Origin of the sequence: Woodsholea maritima DSM 17123 (genome assembly GCF_000382325.1) — a bacterium.
GTDB classification, from domain to species: Bacteria; Pseudomonadota; Alphaproteobacteria; order Caulobacterales; family Maricaulaceae; genus Woodsholea; species Woodsholea maritima.
In genome coordinates, this window is record NZ_KB908057.1 from 272012 (window position 1) to 295574 (window position 23563).

Sequence of the window (23563 nt, forward strand, 5' to 3'; positions counted from 1 at the left end):
GGCCTTGAGCCGGGATCTATGGGCCTAGGGGGCAACCACGATAGATCCCGGCTCGCGACTTTGAGTGCGCTACCGCCTTTCGGCTACTTGAGCGCTAACGCTACTCCGCGATGACACTATGAGGATGCTTTGAGTGTAAGCGTCTGTGTCGTCATGCCCCCTCAGTCAGCTTCGCTGACAGCTCCCCCGTAAACAGGGGAGCACACCCCTCTGTCATGCCAGACGTGATCTGGCATCCATGCCGTAAGCAAGCAGTATATTCGGATCGACCAGAACCAAGCTCACTCCGTCCGGCATGGACCCCAAATCAAGTTTGGGGTGACAGTTTTTCAAGACATCCTTGCTTCGTGTGCGCTTGCGCTCTCTTATGGAGCGATGGACCCCGGATCACGTCCGGGGCCGCGTTGTGCCTAGAACGCGTGCTGGGTTTTCGGACAAGCGGCGTGCTCATGTTGGCGAAAGCCGATGGTTTTGAATAGCAAGCTGTGATCCCGGACGAACGATAGCGCTCAAGTAGCCGATAGGCGGTAGCGCACTAAAATGTGAGATCCGGGATCTATAAACCTTGCCAGCAATCTCAACAGGTCCCGGCTCAAGGCCGGGATGACAATGGGAGTATGCAAGGAGTGTGACCTGTTTGGGGGCGGGCTTTTAACCCTCGCCTGCGTGAATTGACCTAGTCCTCTAAAATCTGGATCTCGAACAGGCGGGCCCAGTTTTTACCCGTGACAAACAGGCGGTTTTGCGCCGCGTCATAGGCAATGCCGTTTAGCACCGCATCCCCATCATCCCCAGCCCCGGCATAGGCTTTAAGGCCGCGAAGGCTGATCAGCCCCTTTACGACGCCAGTTTCCGGATCAATGCGGGCAATAAATTCGGTCTGCCAGATATTGGCCAGGATCTCGCCATTGACCCATTCTAATTCATTGAGATAACCCAAAGGGTCACCCGCATATGTGACCGGGATGCGGCGGATCTCCTCAAAAGTTTCGGGGTTTAAAACCCGGATCTCGGGTGTGCCATCACTCATATAGAGGTGCGTGTCATCGCGGGTGATGCCCCAGCCTTCGCCGGGGTAGTCAAACTCCCCCAAGGGTGAAAAATTATCCTGATCGAGCACAAAGGCCTTTTGCGAGCGCCAGGTAAGGGCGATCAACTTACCTTGCCAATCGACCAGGCCTTCCCCGAAAAATTCGTCGGCGATGGCGTGGCGGCGCATGACTTCCCCCGTTTCTAACTGGGTTTTGCGCACGCTCGATTGGCCATGCATGCCGGTGCTTTCATAAAGAAAACCGTCATGAAAAAGAAGGCCTTGGGTAAAGGCACCGGGGTCATGGGGATAGGCGGCGATAACATTGATGCCATAGACGGGGGGCTGTGGGATATCGCTTGTCTGGGCCGTTTGTGCGCCGTCGCCGGTCTCTTGCGCCCATGCGCCTGCAAATCCACAACTGCAAAGAATTGCAGCCAAACTGAAGGCTTTCAGCAGAGCACGCATTGTCACCACCCCTTGGCTATCGCAGGCTAGCGCTATTATGTGGTGTAAGCGATGGCCTTGCAACGCGGCTAAACTTGTAACGGCTGTCTTTTTCCCATCCGCAAAATGGTCTAGAGAGCGTTAGACCTCCGACCTTTATTCTTATCTCACCGGCTTGATGATCACACAATGAAACCGTTTCCAAAGAAATACAAACATACCGACGCAGAAACCCAATGGCAGGCCCGCTGGGCCGAAGATGATGCGTTTAAATGGTCGCCTGATGCGCCGGCTGAAACGGATTATGTGATTGATACCCCGCCGCCGACCGTGTCCGGAACCTTGCATGTGGGCCATGTCTATTCCTATACCCAGGCCGATATCATGGCGCGTTATATGCGCATGAGCGGGCGCAATGTGCTCTATCCCATCGGTTGGGACGATAATGGTCTGCCGACGGAACGCTTAGTGGAAAAGGTCAAAAAGGTCCGCGGCGGAAATATGTCGCGCGAGGAATTCGTGGCCCTGTGTAAAGAGGTCATCCCCCCTTACGAGGATGAGTTCCGCAATCTGTTCTCTCGCTTGGCCTTGAGTGTGGATTGGAGCCGGGAATATCAAACGATTTCCGATGAAAGCCGTAAGGTCTCGCAGCTCTCCTTCCTTGATCTCTATCGTAAAGGCCTGTTGGAGCGCCGTTTGGAGCCCACCTTGTGGGATCCGGCCGACCGCACAGCCATCGCCCAGGCCGAGGTTGAAGAGATTGAACGCGAAGGCAAGCTCAATCAGATCCCGTTTGAGATCGAGGGCGGCGAGCTGGAGCCTGCGATCATTGCAACCTCGCGCCCTGAGCTGATCGGGGCCTGTGGCGGTTTGATGATCCACCCTGAGCATCCGCGCGCCAAAGAACTGGTCGGCAAAAATGCGATCTCGCCCCTCTATGGTGTGCCGATCCCGATCTATGCCGAAGATACGGTCGACCCTGAAAAAGGCACCGGCATTGTGATGTGCTGTACCTTTGGCGATGTCACCGACATTCAATGGTATCGCAAGCACAAATTGCCCCTGCGCGTGGTGATCGATGAAGCTGGTAAGATGAAATCCGATCTGGCGATTGGCTCAGAGGGATGGCCTTCTAAGGATGTTGAAGCGGCTCAAGCCATCATCACCCAGCTGGCGGGCTTGAAAGCGGAAAAAGCCAAAGAGGCGATTTTAGAGATCTTGAAAGAGCGCGGCCTGATCCTGAAGCAAGATGTCACACACCAAGTGGTGCCGGTGGCCGAACGCTCTGGCGCGCCACTGGAAATCATTGTGACCCCGCAATGGTTTATCAAAACGCTCGATTATAAAGACCAGATCCTGGAAAAAGCGCGCGAGATCACCTGGCGCCCTGAGTATATGCGCCAGCGCCTGGAAAGCTGGGTTGAAGGCCTGAAATGGGATTGGGGCATTTCGCGCCAACGCCATTTTGGTGTGTCCATTCCGGTGTGGTATTCAAAACGCCCGGGCGAAGAAGGCAAGATCATTGTTCCGAGCCCGGATCAATTGCCGGTCGACCCCACTTCTGATCTTCCTGAAGGCTATAGCGCCGATGACGTCATTGGGGAAAAGGATGTGTTGGACACCTGGGCGACCAGCTCGGTTTCCCCGCAATTGGTGACCCGCACGGTGAGTGAAGATCTGGGTAAGGATTATGAGACGCACAAACGCCTGTTCCCGATGGCGATGCGTCCGCAAGCTCATGAAATCATTCGCACATGGGCCTTCTATACCATTGTGAAGGCCCTCCATCATGGCCAAAGCGTGCCGTGGAATAATATCTCCATCTCGGGCTGGTGTTTGGCGTCAGACGGCTCGAAAATGTCCAAATCCAAGGGCAATGTGATCGACCCGATCAAATTGCTGGATGAATATGGCTCTGACGTGGTGCGCTATTGGACCGGGACCTCGCGTCTGGGCCATGATACCGCCTTGTCGCCCAATACCTTGGCTCAGGGTAAGCGCCTGGTGACCAAGCTGTGGAATGCTATCAAGCTGGCCCATATGGCTTGGGAGCAGGTACCAGAAGGCGCTTTGGCTCAACCGAGCACGGTGAAGGCTGATTTTGCGGCTGGCCTGATCTCCCATCCGATGGATCAGTGGATGCTAGGCCATTTGTCAGAGACGGTTGCCAAAGCCACTGAGGCCTTTGAGAAATATGAATATGCGCAGGCCCTGCGCCATGTTGAAGATTTCTTCTGGCGTATCCATTGCGACAATTATCTGGAGATTGTGAAACGCCGGACCCGGTTTGAAGGGGTACCCGATGCGGAGCAAACTTCGGCGCTTTATGCGCTCTTCCATGCCAGCGCGACGATCACGAAATTGTTTGCGCCCTTCATGCCCTTTGTCACCGAAACCTTGCATGATGTGCTGTGGGGTGAGGGCGATAATGCCATCGCGACCATTCATGCGCGCGGCAGCTGGCCTAAGGCTGAGGACTTTATCGCACCTGACACGTTCCGACGCGAGGGCGATAATTTCGTCTCCATCCTGGCGGCAGGGCGCAAGGTGAAGTCAGAGCTTCAAGTCTCGATGAAGGCTCCGGTCGAGGTCATGGAGGTCGCCGGCCTTCGCGATTCTGACCCGAATGAAAGCTTGGCGCGGGTCATGGGCGATACTGCGCTTGATATGGAAGCGGTGATGAGTACGCAGACCATCGTTTGGGCGCATCCCTTAAGTGAGGGCCTGCCCCGCGCGGCCTCGCCGGACAATGACTTTGAAGTGGCGCTGAAAATGGCTCCTCAAGAGCCAAAAAGCGAATAAACGCTTTTAAAACCCCGTCTTATTTTTAAGGCGGGGTTTTATTTGTCAAAATCACACTCTAGTATTCATGCATGAGGTGGGGGTCTTAAACGCTGAACGCGGCTAATCTTACAGCAGCTTCATTTGTTATTGTATCACCTCTCCCCTAGGGTGCTGGGAATATCGTTGAACGTGAAGGTCTTACTCATGCAGGTAAAGTCGGCTAAGCTTTTATCATCTTTGTTGATTTTGGTTCTTGTCTCGGCATGTAATCCAAAAACCGTCAATAATGGCCGTGATGGCGCGCAGGATGATTTGCACGCGCGTGCGGCGGCGGCTGATTTTGCCCACGAATATAGCGATATTCCTGTTGATGAGGCCGTGCGCTATGGCAAGCTGGAAAACGGTCTTCGCTATGCCATTCTGTATAACGATACGCCCAGTGCCACCGCTGCGGTGCGTATGAGCTTTAATATGGGCTCTCTGGCGGAGCGTGAAGATCAGCGCGGTATCGCGCATTTTATCGAGCATATGGCCTTTAATGGCTCGACCCATATTGCGGAAGGCGAGCTTATTCCCTTGTTGGAGCGCTATGGCCTGGCCTTTGGGGCGGATTCGAACGCCTACACCTCGTTTGATGCGGTCGGCTATCAGCTTGACCTGCCGCGCGTCGATGATGAGGTTGTCGATACCAGTTTGATGATCATGCGCGAAACGGCATCCGAGTTGAATTTGGACGCTGAAGCGATTGAGCGTGAGCGCGGCGTGATTTTAAGTGAAGAGCGTGCGCGTAATACGCCGATCCAGCGCTTCTTCAAACATTATACCCGTTTTATAATGCCCGATACAATTGTGGCGGATCGTTTCCCGATTGGTGAAACCGAGATTATTCGCACGGCACCGCGCGACGCCTTTGTGGATTATTACACCGATTACTATACCCCTGAGCGCGCCTTCCTGGTCGTTGTGGGTGAGATTGATGTCGATGCGGTTGAAGCCAAGATCCGCGAGCATTTTGCAAGCTGGCAACAACCAGACAATGCGCCCGGCGATCCTGATATTGGCAGCTACACCGCACCCAATGTTGCACAATTTGACTATGTCTATGATCCTGACGTCTTCACAATCGTAACGGTTGATATTCCAACCGAAGGTCAAAAAGAGCTGGATACTTTGGCCTATGCCCGTAAGGACACGCTACGGTATTTGGGCAATGCGATGCTGCAACGTCGCTTGCAGTCGCATATCAATGCCGGTCAGTCGGCTTTGGTTCAGGTCCAGATTGAGCGTGATAATCACTACAATCTGATGACGTCAACGGGGCTTTTGGCCGTAACCTCACCGGATCGCTGGCGTGAAGGACTGGGCGAAGTTGAGCAAGAGATCCGGCGCGCGGTGGAATATGGCTTCACCCAAGCCGAGCTTGATGAGCAATGGGCGAATTTACTGCAAGGCTGGCGCAATGCAGCGGCCCAGGCCGGAACGCGCCCCACACCGGGATTAGCAGATCAGATTACCGATGATTGGCTCAATGATGAAGTCTTCGTCCATCCCCAATATGTCTATGATCGTTTAAGCCAAGACCGTGTAAGCTTGGCAGAGGTTCAAACCTTCTTCCAAGCCATGTGGAAGGCCGGCCCGCCACAAGTCATGCTGGCAACGCCCTTGGAAGAAAGCGATGGGGCCAATGCGGTGCGTGATGCCTGGCTGGCCTCAAACGCGCAAAAGGTTGAGCCTTTGAGCGATAATGGGCCGTTGGAATTTGCCTATACAGATTTCGGAACCCCGGGTGATGTCGTCGCTGAGGCACATATCGAGGATTTAGGCTTTGAAACCCTGCGCTTTGCCAATGGGGTGAAGCTGAATATCAAAACCACCGATTTTGAAGACAATATTGTGCGCGTACGGGTTAATTTCGGGGCCGGTGTGCTGACCCCGCAACCTGTACCGGCTGCAAGCCGTATTTTGGGTTCTGTCTTTACCTCTGGCGGCTTGAAGCAGCATTCCAGCGATGAATTACAACGCATTTTGGCCGGTAAGGCGGTGAATGTGGATTTGGGTGTGGCCACCGACACCTTCTTCCTACAAGGCGTTGCCTCGCCAGAAGATTTCAATTTGCAAATGCAATTGATGGCGGCCTATCTGAGCGAGCCGGGCTGGCGGGTTGAGGCGCTGAGCCAATTCCGCGCGGTCGCCGATGAAGTGCGTCGCGGCCAAAGTGCCCAGGCGGTTCAGGTCGCCATCAATAAAGTCAGCCGTATGCTGCGTGAAGGTGATACGCGCTGGGGCTTCCCGACCGCAGAGGAAGTGTCTAATTATTCCATGGATCATGGCCGTGAGATGCTCGAGCCCGCCTTGATGTCGGCTCCGATTGAGATCACGATTGTCGGCGATATCACCCGCGATCAGGCGGTTGAGGCGGTACGTGCCACCTTCGGCGCGCTGGATGCGCGCGATGAGACCTGGCCCAGCGATGATGAAAATCGCGTGTTGAACTTCCCTGAACCTACCGCTGAGCCCATCGTGGTGCCTTTCAATGGTCAGGCCTATCAGGGCATGGTCAATGCCTATTGGAAAACCACCGATAGCAGGGATGCGCGCACGGGCCGGGTTCTGGATATGCTGCGTGCGGTTTTGGATCAAAAATCGGTTGAGGTTCTGCGCGAGGAGCTGGGTAAGACCTATTCGGCCATCGTCTCGAATTCAGAATCCCAAGTCTTCCCAGACTATGGATATTTTTGGATCGGGGTGGATGTCTCAGTTGAGGATGTCGAGGCGACCTATGGTGCCATTGATGCCATGGTTGAGGCGGTACGCGAGGGCGATGTCAGCGAGGATGACTTCCTGCGCGCACGCACACCCATCTTGGAAGAGCTGGAGGAATTGCGCGAAGACAACCGCTATTGGCTGGCCGGGCTGAACCAGGCCCAGATGATGCCGGAGACTTTGGACCGCTTGCGCTCCTTAGAGGCCGATTACAGATCGATTACCCGCGAAGAGGTGATTGCGGCGGCGCGTCAATATCTCGCGCCTGAAAACGCGTATCGCGTGTCGATCTTACCGCAAAGTGTCGTGGACGCGGACGTGCAATAGCAACCGTTTGACAGGCTGGCCCGTTAGGGCTTTACGATGCGCCCAAATAAGCGTTCATAGTCGCGCGCGCGTGTGAGGGTTCGCACGCGCGCTAAATTGTCAGACCCATGAGGGGGAAAGTATGCGCGGATTATCCTATCTGGCCCTGTGCACCACGGCCTTGGCCGGCCTCGCCTTGCAGGCGTGTTCATCTGAAACCGGATCTAGTGTCGGCCCTGTATCATCCTTGGACGCGGCCCGTCAGTGTCAAAGCGATACGCATTTGGCCTATCTTCAGCCCTTGGCGATGCAAGAGGGTGAAGACGAGGCCGCCTATTTCGCGCGGGTTCAAGAGGCTGCCGGTCAGTATAGTGAAAATCTGGGTGCAGATTTTGCTGCTAGTTTTGATGCGCCAGAGCGCACTGATGGCCAAAGCGATGCTGACTATAATGCTGCGTTGAGCGAAGCCTTCCTGGCGGCGAATGCCGAGGCCGATTGTATCTACACCACGCCGTCGGGTCTGCAGATCCGCGTGGATGAAAACGGTCCTGAAGATGCGCCTTCCCCCAATGAGGACGATCTGGTGACCGTCTACTATCAAGGCGTCACCTTGGATGGTGAGATCTTTGATTCGGCTTACCTGCGTGAAGCGACCGAAACCTTCCCCTCAAACCGCGTCATCGAAGGCTGGGTCGAAGCCCTGGGTGACATGCGCAAGGGCGATAAGTGGACGCTGTATGTCCCGCCGCATCTGGCCTATGGCGAAAATGGTGCCGGTGATGTTATCGCGCCAAATGAAGCTTTGATTTTCAACGTCGAAATGGTTGATGTTGCGGCACCGCCACCGCCACCGCCACCACCCGCGAAGATCGACCTTTCGCCCATCGTTGAAGAGGCACGCACCTGCGGCGCCTCTGAAGCTGAAACGCTGGAGTTTACCTCTATTCCCCGCGAAGAGGGCCAGACCATTTCTGACTATAACCTGGCCAATGGTGAAGCCTATATGGCCGCCGTCGGGTCTTTGGCGTGTGTGTTCGAACTGCCCTCAGGTCTGCGTTTCCGTATCCTAAATGCGGTGACAGAGGGCGATGAGCGCCCTGCGGTCGGTGAAGTGATCGCGGCCCATTATGAAGGCCGTTTGGTGGATGGCACGGTGTTTGATTCCTCCTATGAGGCTGGTCAGCCGATCGTATATCCCTCTAACGGTTTCATCCCAGGCTGGAATGAAGCGTTGAGCCATATGCGTGTAGGTGAGACGTGGGAGATTTATGTCCCGACCACTCTGGCTTATGGCAATTCTCAACGCGGTGAGTTCATCACCCCGAACTCGACCTTGGTGTTCAAGATGGAGCTGGTGGGCCTGCCGCGCCGTCAGCCGGTGGAAGAACCGCAAGCCGAAGTTGAAACGGAAAATCTGGAAGAGCCAGCCGGGGAGGGTGAGCACTAATCCATGACAATGACGGCAGTGGAGATGCTGGCGCGTTTGGTGGGCTTTGATACCACCTCACGCGTCTCTAACCTGGCTTTGATTGACTGGGTCGAGGCCTATTTGGCCGATCTCGGGGCGATGACCCAAAGGGTGGTTAGCCCCGATGGGCAAAAAGCCAATCTCCACGCCATGATCGGTCCTCAAGTCGATGGCGGTGTGGTCCTGTCGGGCCACACCGATGTCGTGCCCGTCGATGGCCAGGCCTGGGATAGTGATCCCTTTGTGGTCACGCAAAAAGACGGCCGTCTTTATGGGCGTGGCACGTGCGATATGAAGGGCTTTATCGCCTGTGGGTTGGCGGCCGCGCCGGATTTTGCCAAAGCCAATCTCAAACGCCCCGTCCATTTTGCTCTATCCTATGATGAGGAAGTCGGCTGTATCGGGGCCCCGGCCTTGATCGAAGCGATCACGCAGGGCGGTCCACGCCCTTCGGCGGTGATTGTGGGCGAACCGACGATGATGCAAGTCGTTTCGGGGCATAAAGGGCTTTATTCGTTCAAAGTGACGGTGCGCGGCTTTGAGGCCCATTCCAGCTTGGTCGAAAGCGGGGCCTGTGCGGTGACCTATGCGGCCGAGTTGATGCATTGGATTGTGCAAGAAGCCAAAGCCATGAAGGCCAAAGCCCCCGCTGACAGTGCCTTTTCTCCGCCTTATGGCACGGTGACCATCGGTCAGGTTCATGGCGGATCGGCGATCAATATTTTGGCCAAAGAGGCCTGGTTTGAAAGCTTGATGCGCCCTGCACCCTGGGATGATGGTCCGGACATGGGCGCGCGTTTTCGCGCCTTCGCGGCGGAGATTGAAGCCGAGATGCGCCGCTATGCCCCTTCGGCCTCGATCACGATTGAGCAAATCTCTGATGTGCCGCCTTTGCGTCCTGAAGCCGATGGCGTGGCGGAGGCTCTGGCGCGTGCCCTGACAGGCGATAACAGTCCGCGCGTTGTGCCCTATGGCACTGAAGGCGGCCAGTTTCAGCAAGGTGGGCTTTCTACGGTGATCTGTGGGCCAGGCTCCATTGACCAGGCGCACCAGCCCAATGAATTTGTGGCTTTATCACAGATTGAAGCCTGCGTTGGTTTTATGAAAAAACTGGAAAATCGTCTGTCACAGTGAAGGATGTCCTCTAAAGTCTAAAAGACGAGGGAGGATCTTCATGTCAGATATAAATCTACCCCAGCCCCACGCCACCCGGCGCGGTGTGCTGCAAGCGGGCTTAATGGGCAGCGCCGCCATAGGGCTGAGCACGGGCGCACGCGCCCAGGGCAATAATCCAAATACCCAAGGCCGGATGATCGACTATGCCGCGCCGCGCCTGGATAAGGTCCGCGTCGGGGTGATTGGCACCGGGCGCCGGGGCGCGACCCATTTGCGCCTGTTGGCCAATATTGATGGGGTCGAGATCAAGGCGATCTGTGATGTGGTACCGGCCGCGATTGCCAGCGCGCAAACCATCCTGCGCGACAATGGCGCGCCTGAAGCGGCCGTTCATACCGGCTCGGATGAGGCGTATCGCGAGCTGTTGGCTCGTGATGATATTGATGCGGTCTTTGTGATCACGCCCTGGCGCTGGCACCATCCCATGGCCAAGGCCGCTATGGTGGCCGGTAAGCACGCCTTCGTTGAAGTGCCGGTGGCTTTGAGTGTTGAGGAGTGCTGGGACCTGGTTGAGACCTCGGAAGCCACGGGCCAGCATTGTATGATGCTGGAAAATGTCTGCTATGGCCGTGATGAGCTGATGGCGCTCAACATGGTGCGCCAGAATGTGCTGGGTGAGCTTCTCCATGGCGAGGCCGCCTATATCCACGAGCTGCGCTGGCAGATGAAGGACACTGAAGAGGGCACGGGCCTGTGGCGTACCGGCTGGCATGCGCGGCGCAATGCCAATCTTTATCCGACCCATGGCCTAGGCCCGGTCTCACAATATATGGGCATCAATCGCGGTGATCGTTTTGATTATATGACCTCTATGGCCTCACCGGCCTTGGGGCGTCAGCTTTATGCGCAACGTGAATTCCCTGCCGATCATGAGCGCAATCAGATGCGCTATATCTGCGGGGATATGAATACCTCGTTGATCAAAACCGTGCGCGGCCGCACGATCATGGTTCAGCATGATACCACGACGCCGCGCCCCTATAGCCGTCACAATCTGATCCAGGGCACGGGCGGGGTGTTTGCGGGCTTCCCCAATCGGATCGCCTTGGAAGCCTCTGGCGATTTCCACCATTGGGACCAGGATATGGAGCCCTATTATGCTCAATATGATCACCCGCTATGGACGCAAGTCTCTGGCCTGGCCGCGCAGCATGGCGGCCATGGCGGCATGGATTATGTGATGCTGTGGCGTTTGGTTTATTGCCTGCGCAATGGCTTACCTCTTGATCAAAACGTCTATGACGCAGCGGCCTGGTCGGTGATCAATCCGCTGTCAGAAGCCTCACTGGAAGATCGCTCCAACTCGAAAGATATTCCAGACTTCACCCGTGGGGCCTGGCAGTCCGCCGGGGAAATGATGGCGGATGTCTATGCCGGATAAGGCATTAATAAAAAGCCCCGCTCAGCTGAGCGGGGCTTTTTTGGAAGCATGGCGAAGGCCTTAGGCCTGCGCACCCTCTTGGGCGGCGGCGCGGTCCTTATTCCAGTAAGAGACGGACTTGACTTTAGAGCGGTCACAGCGATCGGCATATTTCTTGGCAATCTCGGTGACTTCTTCCATCAGGCCTTTTTCAAGGGTGATGGGCTTTAGGCCCAGCGACAAGAAGGTCTCATTTTCCACATGAAGATCGTTCTCATCGGCTTCATTGCGCGGATTAGGCAGCAAGGCCACCTCAACACCGGTGATGTCGGCAATCATTTTCGCTAGATCGCGCACCCGGTGGGTTTCGGTCATCTGGTTGAGAATGCGGACTTTTTCACCGGTTTGTGGTGGGTTCTCGATGGCGAGCTGAATGCAGCGCACCGTGTCTTGAATATGGATGAAGGCGCGGGTCTGACCGCCGGTGCCATGCACGGTCAGTGGGAAGTCCACGGCGGCCTGCATCAAGAAGCGGTTGAGAACCGTGCCGTAATCGCCATCATAATCAAAGCGATTGATCAGACGCTCATCTTTACGGGTTTCGGCCGTCTGGGTGCCCCAAACAATACCCTGGTGCAGATCGGTGATCTTAACCTTGTCATTCTTATTATAGAAATGGAAGAACAGCTGATCCTGGGTCTTCGTCATGTGATAGATCGAGCCTGGATTGGCCGGATACAAGATCTCTTGATCCTTTAACCCATCAGAGGTTTCGACCTTTACTTTGAGATAGCCTTCAGGGATTTTCATCCCGGCAGTGCCATAGCCATAAACGCCCATCGTACCCAGGTGAACCAGGTGAATGTCGAGGCCCGTTTCGACAATCGCGGCCAGCACATCATTGGTGGCGTTGAGGTTATTATCGACCGTATAGCGTTTGTGGCGCGCGCTTTTCATCGAATAGGGCGCGGCGCGCTGTTCGGCAAAATGGACGATGGTGTCGGGCTTTTCCGCCAGCAACAGATCGACTAATTCCTGATAATCTTTACCAATATTCATATTGATAAAGCGGATCGTCTTGCCTGTGATCTCATGCCAGGCGGCCAAGCGCTCGCCGATGGGCCGGATCGGCGTCAGGCTGTCGACTTCCAATTCGACATCAATTTTGCGGCGCGACAGATTGTCGACCACCAAAACTTCATGATCGAGATTGGAGAGATGCAGCGCCGTGGGCCAACCGCAAAAACCATCACCGCCGAGTACTATAACTTTCATGGAAGCGTCCCCAGTTTGTCACGCTTTGTGTAAAGAATTCTTCGCGTTCTGACAGGACACGATAACAGATGCAAGTCTGTCAAAGAAAGAATACTGCTGAAGAACACCTGATAATTGGCGTAAGGGCTGGATCTTGCGCCTAGACCTGGCGATCAAGGCGCGCTAAACCGCGCGAGAGATAATACCAATTTTGGGCTTTGTCCTTATATTCCAAGGGATGAGGCAAGGCATTACAAGACAGGAGCGCTTTCATGGCCCTACGCGTTGCGATTAATGGTTTTGGTCGGATTGGACGTTTGGCTCTGCGCGCGGTGCTCGAGCACAAGCGCTGGGACGAAGTCGAAATTGTTGCGATCAACGATTCTGCGACGCCGGAAACGAATGCGCACCTTTTGACCTATGATTCTGTCCATGGGCGTTACCCGGGCACCATCGAAACCGGTGATGACTGGATTGATGCGGGCTTTGGTAAGATCCAGAAAGTCTCTAACCGCGATCCCAAGCAATTGCCATGGAAAGATCTCGGCATTGATATCGTGATGGAATGCACCGGCGCGTTCAATTCCAAAGAGCAATCTATGGCCCATATCGAGGCCGGTGCAAAACGCGTTCTGGTCTCTGCGCCTGCGAAAAATGCCGATAAAACCATCGTCTATGGCGTCAATCATGACCAATTGAGCGCTGAGGACATTATCGTGTCGAACGCATCATGCACCACCAATGGCTTGGCCCCGGTGGCCAAGGTCCTCCATGATCTGGTGGGGATTGAGCGCGGTCACATGACCACCGTGCATGCCTATACCGGTGATCAGCCGACTTTGGACCGCAACCATAAAGACCTGCACCGTGCGCGCGGCGCGGCGATCTCGATCATTCCGACCACGACGGGGGCCGCGAAGGCCGTGGGTGAGGTTCTGCCCGCCTTGAAGGGTAAGCTGGATGGGGCGTCTTTGCGCGTTCCGACCCCGAATGTCTCGGTGATTGATCTTGTCTTCACCCCGGGCCGTGAAACCACCGCCGATGAGGTCAATGCCGCCTTGAAGGCCGCTTCAGAAGGCCCAATGAAGGGCGTTTTGGGCTGTGACACCCTGCCGCTGGTCTCGATTGATTATAATCACGATCCGCGCTCGTCGATTGTCGCTTTGGATAAAACCAATGTCATCGAAGGCAAGCTGGTGCGCGTCATGACCTGGTATGACAATGAGTGGGGCTTCTCTTGCCGTATGGTCGATACCGCCAAGGAAATGGGCAAGTTTCTGTAAGTTTTAAAACCTGACCGGGGAGGGAAGCCTGTCATGATCCGTCGTATGGAAGATCTGAATGTTGCCGGGCAACGCGTCCTGGTTCGGGTTGATTTTAATGTGCCGATGAAAGACGGGGTCGTCAGTGACGATACCCGTCTGCGCGCGGCCTTGCCCACGATTGAGGCCTTGCGCGCGCAAAAAGCCAAAGTTATTCTGTGTGCGCACTTTGATCGTCCCAAGGGCGAGCGCGTGCCTGAGATGTCTTTGCGCCCCGTCGTTGCGCCTTTGGCCGATCTTTTGGGCGTGCGCGTGGGCTTTGCCGAAGATTGCATCGGCGATGTCGCGCAAAAGGCCATTGCGGGCATGAGCCCTGGCGATGTGCTGTTGCTGGAAAATACCCGCTTTCATAAGGGCGAAGAGAAAAACGACCCCGAGTTTGCCGCTGAATTGGCCAAGCTCGCCGATATTTACATCAATGATGCCTTCTCGGCGGCGCACCGCGCCCATGCCTCCACCGAAGGCGTTGCGCGCCTTCTGCCCTCTGGGGCGGGGATCGCCTTACAGCGCGAGATTGATCATGTCACAGCGGCGCTGGAAAGCCCGAACCATCCGGTTCTGGCCATTGTGGGCGGGGCGAAGGTTTCCACCAAGCTCGATTTGTTGAAAAACCTGGTCAAAAAAGTTGATCGCCTGTTCGTGGGCGGTGGCATGGCCAATACCTTCCTGGCGGCCAAAGGCACAGAGATTGGGGCCAGCCTGTGCGAAAAAGATCTTCTGGGCACGGCGCGCGAGATTTTGGACATTGCGGGCGCAGAGCGTTGCGAAATTTTGCTGCCTGTGGATGGCGTCGTTGCGCGCGAGTTCAAAGCCCATGCCGCCCATCGCACCAGTGATCTTACCGATATCAAAGCCGATGAGATGATCCTTGATTGTGGCAATGCCACCGTGGACATGCTGGCCGATGCAATGTCAACGGCACGCACTTTGGTGTGGAATGGGCCTTTGGGCGCGTTTGAAATCGCCCCCTTTGATACCGCGACGGTTGAGGCGGCGCGTTTCGCCGCTGAGCGCTGCTCTAATCACGGTTTGGTCGCCGTGGCCGGCGGCGGGGATACGGTGGCTGCGCTTAATCACGCCAAGGCCGCCGACGATTTTACCTTCATTTCAACGGCCGGCGGGGCCTTCCTGGAATGGTTGGAGGGTAAGCCTCTGCCAGGAATTGAAGCTTTGAAAGCTTAATTTTCGATCAGGGCTAGACTTCTGGCCCTGTTCTCGTCAAATCTGTCGCCCCAAGGGGTGACCCTTTCGCATGGGCAGCATATAACGCCCGCACTTTTGCATACTTCTTGATACGCTCGACACCTAAGGGATAGGGGACAAGTCATGGATATTGATGAGCTTTACGAAACCGCAGTGCGCATGGTGGCACCGGGCCAAGGTATTTTGGCCGCCGATGAATCAACGCGCACCATCACCAAGCGGTTTGAGACCATTGGCTTGGAATCAACCGCTGACAGTCGCCGCGATTGGCGCGAAATGTTGTTCCGTACCGAGCATGCGATGAACAACCGGATCTCTGGCGTCATCTTGTATGATGAAACCCTGCGCCAGAACGCCGCTGATGGCACGCCTTTGGTGGATCTGATCAAAGCTTCTGGCGCGGTGCCCGGCATTAAGGTTGATCTGGGCGCAAAGTCTTTGGCCGGGACCGATGGCCAAGAAACCATCACCGAAGGCCTGGATGGTCTGCGCGATCGTTTGGCGGAATATTATCAGCTGGGCGCACGCTTTGCCAAATGGCGCGCCGTGATCGAAGTGGGTCGCAATGGCGATGAGTCTGTGCCCTCACAATACTGCATCAACACCAATGTTCACGCCTTGGCGCGCTATGCGATGTTGTGCCAGGAAAACAATATCGTGCCGATCGTTGAGCCTGAAGTTTTGATGGATGGCGATCATGATATTGATCGCTGCTATGAAGTGACGGAGTTCACTTTGAAGCGCCTGTATCAAGAGCTGTTCGAGCAAGGCGTCGTTCTGGAAGGCACGATCTTGAAGCCGAACATGGTCATCGCGGGCAAGCTGTGCCAAGAGCAAGCCACCCGCGAAGAAGTCGCTGAGCTGACCGTTCAATGCTTGATGAGCACCGTTCCAGCCGCCGTTCCTGGGATTGCCTTCTTGTCAGGCGGCCAGTCAGACGAAGATGCGACTGCGCACCTTAATATCATCAATGAAGGTTTCGACCTGCCATGGCCGGTGACCTTCTCTTACGGGCGCGCTTTGCAAGCCGCTCCGTTGAAGGCTTGGGGCGGCAAGGCAGAAAATGTCGCTGCCGGTCAGGCCGCCTTCAATCACCGCGCTGAGATGAACGGTCTTGCCGCACTGGGTGAGTGGAAAGCCGATCTGGAAGACAAAGCCGCGTAAGCGCTTTTTTCCGGATTAAAACAAAAGCCCCGCATCCAGTCTGGATGCGGGGCTTTTTATTAGCGCGCCGTCTCACTAATAGCTAAGCGTGCGGTGATGTCAGAGATCGCATCATTCTCGTGAATGCCGACCCAGATTTTATAAAGGCCATTGTCCGGGGCGGCGATACTGGCTTGAGGGTCAAGCAGGAAGTAATCATCATTACACACGAATTGACCGCCCGGCGTTTCGACCATGAGGGTCATATCCGCATCGCCATCAAAAGCGCGGAAAATCAGGACCGCGGCTTTGGTTTTGTTATAGGCCAAGGTGAGGGTGGGTTTGTGGGGGCCAAGCCCCAGGCAATCGGCATTATGGGAAATCTCGGCCAAAGCGGTGTCGGCTTTCACCTGGATATTGAGCGTATGGGGTGTGGGTTCAAACCCGCCGTCTAAATAGAGATCGGCCTTTTCACCGCAGGCGCTCAGGCAGAGGCCAAGCGTTGGAATAAGGGCCCAGCTAAACTGTTTCATGGAAGTCTCCCAGCGTTGAACATCATTATCCATAGGGCGGTATTCGATTGCGACCTGCCCCATGTCCCACTCCGAGTGCAAAAAAGACCTTATTGATTGAAGGGGCAATGGATAAGTGTTGCGGGTGCGAAGTGACTTGAGCGCTTAACGAGTAAGAGGCTCAAATAATAAATAAAATTAAAAGGGAGGCGTATAATACGCCCCCCTTTGTCCGCATCAATTTACGGTTTATTCCTCGATCGGGGTCTCGGTTTCGGTGAAGTAAAGGCTCGCCTGATATTGGCTATCTTCTTCATACGTCCCAACCCAGATGACATAGCGACCTGCGCCCATAGGTTCGTGCAGGAACGGATTGAGACCGTCAAAGTCATCTACGCACACCCATTCACCATTAGGGCCGTGTACGACCAAGGTGGTGTCTTCTTCAGAGTGAACACCAATGCGCAGGGCATCACCGTCGTAATCCACACGGTAATCGGGGGTGCTGGAAATGGTGCCAACGCAATCATCGTGGACTTCAGACGCGTCGATATTGCCGCCTGCAACGACATTGATCGTATGCGGAGCAGAAAAGCCAGCGCTGAGATTTGCTTCGCCATTGCGCGGGGTGGCATTGGTGTTTTGTGCGAAGCTGACTGAGGTTAAAGTGGCAAAAGCAACGCCAAGAGCAAGAATTGATTTCAACATTGTAATTTCCATTTTTTTTGCGCGACGCTGGTGTCGCAAAGGTCCTGCGAGACGCAGGGCGAAATTGGGATCCCCTGAGCATGGCAGGCTCAGGGGATGATCAAGCTTGACCGCGGGGAGGTGAAAAGGTCCTGCGCTTGATGCAAGGGGATTTAGGGGTTGCGCTGGGTAAGTTCAATTTTAAAATTCAGGTAAATATTTTTTATCTAAATGAAAATATTGTAAAAATTACTTATAATTTGATATAAAATATTGAATCATCAACATAAATTGAAGGGCGTATTAAATAACTTCACTTTGTCCAGGCATAAGACTTTTATAAACCGCGCAATAAAGTTCGGACAAAGGTGGCGTCATAAAAAGAGATAATAAAAAAGGCGGGTCATTGACCCGCCTTTTTCAAATGATCAGTGGGCTGATCGCTTACTGAGGTGTAGAATACTCAGTGATGTAAAGGGTCGCGTCAGAGGTGCCACCGCCATAGGTGCCAACCCAGATGTCATATTGACCTGCGCCATAGCTGCCACCCAGGAAAGGGTTCAGGCCATCAACGTCATCAACGCAATGCCAGTTGCCGTCTGGGCCGTTGACGACCAAGGTGGTGTCATCGCTAGAGCGTACACCGATATAGATGGTGTCGCCTTCAAAATGCAGACGGAAATCGGGGGCGTTGGCGATTGAGCCAGAGCAAGATGAGTTGATAGACGAGGCATCCAGAGAGCCGCCGGCTACCAGGTGAACTTCGTGCGGATCAGGCAGGAAGCCAGAGCTCAGGTGAGCTTCACCGAAAGCCGGAGCGGCGGTGAAGTCTTGAGCGATAGCACCAGAGGCAAAAGCAACGGCGCTAACGCCAGCGATCAAAGCAAATTTCAACATGGTCATTGTCCTTTAGTCTATACGGCCCCCCAGCGGAACCGCTCGCGCATAGACCCATCCGTTATCGTCCCAAGGGGGATGGGTAGGGTTTGCCCTTGCCGTATGACAAGGGCAATCTTGGTTTAGTCAAGCTCAGTAAAGACGACAGTTGCAGGGATACCGCTGCCCCCGCCATAGGTGCCGACCCAGATATCATATTGGCCAGAGCCATTCAGGCGCAGCAGGGGATTAAGCCCATTGCCGCTGTCATCATCACAATGCCAATTACCGTTGGGATCATTGACAATCAAGGTGATGTCATCGCGCGCTTCGGCTTTGATGGTGATATCACCGCCATCCCATTGCAGACGCACATCAGGGGCGTTGGCAATATTGCCGCGGCAATTGGACCCGACACCGCTGGCCGAATGCGTACCGCCTGCGGTCACACGCACTTCACGCGGATCGGGTGTGAAGCCTGCACGCAGACGCGTCGTGCCAAAGGCAGGGCCTTCGGTGAAATCCGGCGTCCAACCGGTTGGCGTGGATGAGCTATTGCTTGACGACAGCTCAGAGATTTCCAAAGTCGCAGAGGCCGTATCATCTCCATAAGTGCCAACCCAGATGTCATAGGTGCCGCTGGAAGGAGAGCTGAGATGGATTTGCGGATCCAGGCTGCCCGCACTGTCATCATCACAATGCCATGTGCCATTGGGGTCATTTACAACCAAGGTCGTGTCAGACGAAGAGCGCGAGCGAATATAAAGTGGCAAAGAGCCTGCATCATAGTCCAGGCGTAGATCAGGATTGCGTGCGATTTTACCGCGGCAAGAGCTTTCAACCTGGTTCGCATCAATCGTTCCACCGGCGGTCAGGCTGGTGGTGTGCGGATCGGGTGAGAAGCCAGAATTGAGACTGATCGTGCCATAGGTCGGATTGCCGAACAGATCGACCACGTCACCGCCAGTGCTGTTATCGCCATAGCCAGAACTCGACAGCTCAGAAACCGCCAGAGTGGCTTCGCTATACCCGCCGCCATAGGTGCCGACCCAGATCGCATATTCGCCAGAGCGTGGATTGTCGAACACCACTTCAGGGTTCAGGCCATCACTGTCATCATTACACGACCACCGCCCATCGGGGCCATGAACCACCAAGGTGATGTCATCATTGGAGCGTGCGCGGATATAGAGATCGCTGCTGCCTGAGCGATAATCGACCACATAATCCGGGGCGTCTGAGATTTCACCACGGCAGCTGGCACCCATTTTAGAGTTTGGCGTGATCGAACCACCGGCCGTGATAGAGATGGAATGCGGATCCGGCACAAAGCCCGCGCGCAAGTTCGTTGAGCCATAATTTGGGCTCGCATTGGGGTCTTGCGCCATCGCGCCCCCCGCAATCACTAAACCCAAGGCTGAAGAAAGCAGAAATCGTGTCATAATAGCCCCCCATAGGCTGAATTGGTCGTCTTCAGGCGATGTTCAAAGCGAAGCCTCGCTTCTTGAATTTGATCTTTAACGCATAGCGATGAATGGACTGTGAACTTTCGAGTTAGCCTGTGTTTAAGTTGGCTTGAGCATTGAGCTTTTGGTTGGCGCACTCGATGTTAATGGGTCTGCATCTCCACGCCATACAAACGCGCTGGTCTCCTTTGGTCGAAGGCGAATGTCGATAACTATAGTTAACATACCCATTCGCTTAATTGATGGCCAGTGGATTAAGGGCTAGGCGGGCAAAAAAAAACGCGCTAGGGCGAAGGGATGAAGACACAGCTTTATCTTTTGACACCGCCAAAAATCACCCCTGATTTTGTTGAGACCTTGGATAAGGTATTGGCAAGCGGGGATGTCTCTGCTTTGCAGATCCGCTTGAAGGATCATAGCGCAGATGAGTTCGATCCGCTCATCCCGCCTTTGGTCGGCGCAGCGCGCCGTCATCAGGTGAGTGTGATCATCAATGATGACCCACACTTGGCATTGAAATATAAGGCTGATGGGGTCCATATCGGCCAGGAAGACGCCTCCTATGCACAGGCGCGCCGGATTTTAGGCCCGAAAGCCATTATTGGCGTGACCTGCCATGATAGCCGCCATCTGGCGATGCTGGCGGGTGAACAAGGGGCCGATTATGTTGCTTTCGGGGCCTTTTATCCGACGGCCACAAAAACGCCCAAGGCTAAGGCCAGTCTGGATCTCTTATCGTGGTGGACGGATTTGTTTGAGGTGCCATGCGTAGCCATTGGTGGAATAACCAGCGAGAATGTGGGGCCTCTTGTGGAGGCCGGGGCGGATTTGGTCGCGGTATCATCTGGGGTCTGGGATCATCCAGATGGACCTTTGGCCGCCGTGGCGGCCTTTCGCGCGCAGCTCTCATAATGATCATTTTTCCCTTTATGGCGGCTTTAAGCCTGGCTCAACCTGTTGAGGGCCCTGTCACTGTGCGTCAAGCCGAGGCGCAAAGCCCGCCAGCGGCTGAAATTCGCGGCCAGATTGCCTTGCCCCAAGGGGTTGAAGACGCACCGGCCTTGCCGCGCGGTCTGGCCCGTGAGGCGCAAGAGGATCGTTCTGGTGTCCCGATGGAAGGTCAGGTCTTGTCGGCTGAAGCCATGATGCTGGCGGTGCGGGCTTATCAAAATGGTGATTTTACCGGGGCCTTACTGCATGCGGAACGTGCGGCGGCGGCCGGTGATGCGCGCGGCGCGACGTTAGCCGGGCATATTTATCTGCATGGTTTAGGCCGAGACGCGTCAGATGACGAAGCCGCAGTGCGCTGGTTGACCCGTGCCGGTCAAGCCGGTGAGGGCGATGCGCTTGTGATTTTGGCGCGGATGGCTGAGGCTGAACGTGGGGGCCTAAGTGTCTGGCAGGCGCGCGACTTTCTTTCTCAAGCCGCAGAAAGCGGTGATGCCCAGGCCGCCTTTGATTATGGTGTCTACTTGAAAGATCAAGGCGATCCGGCCCGCGCAGGCGAAGTGTTGGACTGGTTGCGAATGGCCGCTGAAGCTGGGGTTGAGCCGGCCTATGGCGAGCTTGCCTATACCCTGGATCAATGGCCTCATGGCCCGCAGGATCCCGCGCAAGCTTTGATCTGGTATCAGCGCGCGGGCGATGCGGGCGATGGCTTTGGGGCTTTGCAAGCGGGCTTGATGCTGCTTGAAGCGGATCCGCAATCCTCAGAGGGGATCCGCTATATGCGCCTGGGCGCAGAATTGGGTCTGCCTGCGGCGATGGGCCAATATGGCTTGTTGCTTTATCAAGGGCGCGCCGGTCAGGCTGGCGATCCGCGTGGGGCGGCCTATTGGTTCGAGCAAGGGGCCAAGGGCGGCGATAGCGAAAGCCAGTTCCTCTACGCCTATGCTCTGGCCTCTGGCGATGGGGTCGTGCGCGATATGCGCGAGGCGTATTTGTGGGTCGTGCGCGCCGGTCTGCCGCGCGATGATGTGATCAGCGATGATCCTCAGCGTGACCGGTTGGAAGCGATGATCGAAGCGGCGCTTCCACCGAATATTCTTCCCGATTTGGAAGCCGAAGCGATCGCAGGCGCGCCGCGTCTTCAATAGGGGTATTGCTCCTACGCGGTTAATACAGGCTCCCAAGCTTGCCTAGTCTAGGTGAGACTGTTAAAGACGCGCGACCTTGTGCCCGCCGATTGTGCGGGCCGTTTCTTCATAGTCTTCGTATTGGAAGTCGTTCACATGAAAATCAACGGCAATGAAATTAAACCTGGTAACGTGATCAAGCACCAAGACATGTTATGGGTTGCTGTGAAAACCGAAGCGGTAAAGCCTGGTAAAGGCGGTGCTTTTGCTCAGGTTGAATTGAAAAACGTCCTCGATGGGCGCAAGCTCAATGAACGTTTCCGCGCCGCCGATAAGGTTGAACGCGTGCGTCTTGAGCAAAAAGACTTCCAATATCTTTACCCCGAAGGCGAGATGCTGGTGTTCATGGACACTGAAAACTACGAGCAGATCTCGCTGCAGACCGATTTCGTCGGTGAAGAGCGTGCCGCTTTCTTGAAGGATGGCATGACCGTGACTTTGGAAATCTACGAAGACAAACCCATTGGCATCGAATTGCCCAACCATGTTGAGGTTGAGATCTTGGAGACCGAGCCGGTCGTCAAAGGTCAAACCGCTGCCAATTCCTATAAACCTGCCATCGTCGAAGGCAATATCCGCACCAGCGTTCCGCCTTTCGTAGGCGTGGGCGAGCGGATCATTATCGCCACCGAAGATGCCACTTACGTACGCCGGGCGGACTAAGACGCGTGTCACAAACAGCATTAATGACGGTTATGATCGCTGCAGCCCGCAAGGCGGGCCGCAGCCTGACGCGTGATTTCGGCGAGATTGAACATCTCCAGGTCTCGAAAAAAGGCCCGGCTGATTTCGTCTCCAATGCCGATCACAAGGCTGAACAGATCGTGTTCGATGAATTGTCCAAGGCCCGTCCGGGCTATGGCTTTTTGATGGAAGAACGCGGTGTGGTCGAAGGCAGCGATAAATCCCACCGCTGGATCGTTGATCCTTTGGACGGCACGCTGAACTTCTTACATGGTCAGCCGCATTTTGCCGTGTCCATCGGTTTGGAGCGCGAGGGCGAGATGGTCGCCGGTGTGGTCTATGATGTCGGTAAGGATGAGCTGTTCCACGCTGAAAAGGGCCGAGGCTGCTTCGTCAATGATCGACGTCTGCGCGTCTCTGGGCGTCGCCATTTCCACGATATGGTCATTGGCACAGGTACGCCTTTCTTTGGCAAATCCGGCCATGCGCAATTCTTGAAAGAACTGCACCAGGTGATGCCCCATTGCGCAGGCATCCGGCGCAATGGCTCGGCCGCTTTGGATCTGGCCTGGGTCGCTGCAGGGCGCTTTGACGGCTTCTGGGAGCGTAATCTCAAGCCTTGGGATATTGCTGCGGGCATCGTTTTGGTGCGTGAAGCGGGCGGTCATATCACCGCGATTGAAGAAGACACCAATGTGCTGGAAACCGGCAATATTATCGCGGGCAATGAATATGCGCGTGATGAATTGATCGAGCGCATTCCCTCATTGCAAGCTTAATGCAACCTCTGGGGGCGCATAAATGCGCCCCTTCTTGGTCTGGTCAAAGAACCTAGATCTAAAATTTTCCACACGTGGCTGTGGGAAACCAAAAGAACTTTATGTAAAATAAGGTTTTAATTTCTCGCTGAACGTGTATACTCAAAATTAAGGATTGCGTGACGTGTT

At 55.1% G+C, this 23563-nt stretch carries 18 protein-coding genes; 12 read left to right on the plus strand and 6 right to left on the minus strand.

All coding sequences use genetic code 11. The features are described from left to right. Positions 1-676 precede the first annotated feature (676 nt). Positions 677-1498, minus strand: coding sequence for a glutaminyl-peptide cyclotransferase (locus tag H151_RS0106785; RefSeq protein WP_019960897.1), 822 nt, complete (start codon positions 1496-1498; stop codon positions 677-679). A 168-nt stretch (positions 1499-1666) separates the two neighbouring features. Here H151_RS0106785 and H151_RS15735 point away from each other — a divergent pair, with 168 nt between their 5' ends. From H151_RS15735 to H151_RS0106810, 5 genes are all read left to right on the plus strand, one after another. Further along, on the plus strand, positions 1667-4279 hold the full coding sequence (locus tag H151_RS15735) for a valine--tRNA ligase (RefSeq protein WP_019960898.1): 2613 nt from the start codon (positions 1667-1669) through the stop codon (positions 4277-4279). 186 nt (positions 4280-4465) lie between these two features. Beyond that, a complete protein-coding gene (locus tag H151_RS0106795) occupies positions 4466-7351 on the plus strand; it encodes a M16 family metallopeptidase (RefSeq protein ID WP_019960899.1) in 2886 nt (961 codons plus the stop codon). A 121-nt stretch (positions 7352-7472) separates the two neighbouring features. Beyond that, positions 7473-8777, plus strand: coding sequence for an FKBP-type peptidyl-prolyl cis-trans isomerase (locus H151_RS17690; RefSeq protein ID WP_019960900.1), 1305 nt, complete (start codon positions 7473-7475; stop codon positions 8775-8777). 3 nt (positions 8778-8780) lie between these two features. Continuing rightward, the gene (gene argE / locus H151_RS0106805) at positions 8781-9932 is read left to right on the plus strand and encodes an acetylornithine deacetylase (RefSeq protein ID WP_026353877.1); all 1152 of its coding nucleotides are present in this window, start codon (positions 8781-8783) and stop codon (positions 9930-9932) included. Between the two features lie 40 nt (positions 9933-9972). Beyond that, positions 9973-11355 (plus strand): Gfo/Idh/MocA family protein, encoded by a 1383-nt coding sequence (locus tag H151_RS0106810; protein ID WP_019960902.1) that lies wholly within the window; start codon positions 9973-9975, stop codon positions 11353-11355. 60 nt (positions 11356-11415) lie between these two features. Here H151_RS0106810 and H151_RS0106815 read toward each other — a convergent pair whose 3' ends face one another. Continuing rightward, positions 11416-12609: an NAD-dependent epimerase/dehydratase family protein gene (locus H151_RS0106815; protein WP_019960903.1), complete on the minus strand. Its 1194-nt coding sequence runs from the start codon at positions 12607-12609 to the stop codon at positions 11416-11418. A gap of 251 nt (positions 12610-12860) precedes the next feature. Here H151_RS0106815 and gap point away from each other — a divergent pair, with 251 nt between their 5' ends. From gap to H151_RS0106835, 3 genes are all read left to right on the plus strand, one after another. Continuing rightward, positions 12861-13871, plus strand: a complete 1011-nt coding sequence (gap, locus tag H151_RS0106825; protein ID WP_019960905.1) for a type I glyceraldehyde-3-phosphate dehydrogenase — start codon at positions 12861-12863, stop codon at positions 13869-13871. 33 nt (positions 13872-13904) lie between these two features. Then, positions 13905-15092 (plus strand): phosphoglycerate kinase, encoded by a 1188-nt coding sequence (locus H151_RS0106830; RefSeq protein WP_019960906.1) that lies wholly within the window; start codon positions 13905-13907, stop codon positions 15090-15092. 144 nt (positions 15093-15236) lie between these two features. Beyond that, positions 15237-16277, plus strand: a complete 1041-nt coding sequence (locus H151_RS0106835) for a class I fructose-bisphosphate aldolase (RefSeq protein WP_019960907.1) — start codon at positions 15237-15239, stop codon at positions 16275-16277. 59 nt (positions 16278-16336) lie between these two features. Here H151_RS0106835 and H151_RS0106840 read toward each other — a convergent pair whose 3' ends face one another. The 4 genes from H151_RS0106840 to H151_RS17720 all read right to left on the minus strand — a co-directional run bounded on the left by H151_RS0106840 (position 16337) and on the right by H151_RS17720 (position 19773). Beyond that, positions 16337-16852 carry a hypothetical protein gene (locus H151_RS0106840; protein ID WP_019960908.1) on the minus strand — a complete coding sequence of 172 codons (516 nt, stop codon included), beginning with the start codon at positions 16850-16852 and terminating at the stop codon, positions 16337-16339. A 165-nt stretch (positions 16853-17017) separates the two neighbouring features. Beyond that, positions 17018-17476: a hypothetical protein gene (locus H151_RS0106845; RefSeq protein WP_019960909.1), complete on the minus strand. Its 459-nt coding sequence runs from the start codon at positions 17474-17476 to the stop codon at positions 17018-17020. Positions 17477-17899: 423 nt separating this feature from the next. Further along, positions 17900-18352 carry a hypothetical protein gene (locus H151_RS0106855; protein ID WP_019960911.1) on the minus strand — a complete coding sequence of 151 codons (453 nt, stop codon included), beginning with the start codon at positions 18350-18352 and terminating at the stop codon, positions 17900-17902. A 122-nt stretch (positions 18353-18474) separates the two neighbouring features. Continuing rightward, the gene (locus H151_RS17720; RefSeq protein ID WP_019960912.1) at positions 18475-19773 is read right to left on the minus strand and encodes a hypothetical protein; all 1299 of its coding nucleotides are present in this window, start codon (positions 19771-19773) and stop codon (positions 18475-18477) included. A gap of 321 nt (positions 19774-20094) precedes the next feature. Here H151_RS17720 and thiE point away from each other — a divergent pair, with 321 nt between their 5' ends. From thiE to H151_RS0106885, 4 genes are all read left to right on the plus strand, one after another. Next, entirely contained in the window at positions 20095-20709 is a 615-nt protein-coding gene (gene thiE, locus H151_RS0106870; protein ID WP_019960913.1) for a thiamine phosphate synthase, read from the plus strand. Continuing rightward, on the plus strand, positions 20709-21893 hold the full coding sequence (locus H151_RS0106875) for a tetratricopeptide repeat protein (protein WP_019960914.1): 1185 nt from the start codon (positions 20709-20711) through the stop codon (positions 21891-21893). Before thiE ends, H151_RS0106875 begins: the two co-directional genes overlap by 1 nt. A gap of 135 nt (positions 21894-22028) precedes the next feature. Beyond that, positions 22029-22595, plus strand: a complete 567-nt coding sequence (gene efp, locus H151_RS0106880; protein WP_019960915.1) for an elongation factor P — start codon at positions 22029-22031, stop codon at positions 22593-22595. 32 nt (positions 22596-22627) lie between these two features. Continuing rightward, the gene (locus H151_RS0106885; RefSeq protein ID WP_019960916.1) at positions 22628-23395 is read left to right on the plus strand and encodes an inositol monophosphatase family protein; all 768 of its coding nucleotides are present in this window, start codon (positions 22628-22630) and stop codon (positions 23393-23395) included. Positions 23396-23563: the final 168 nt, after the last annotated feature.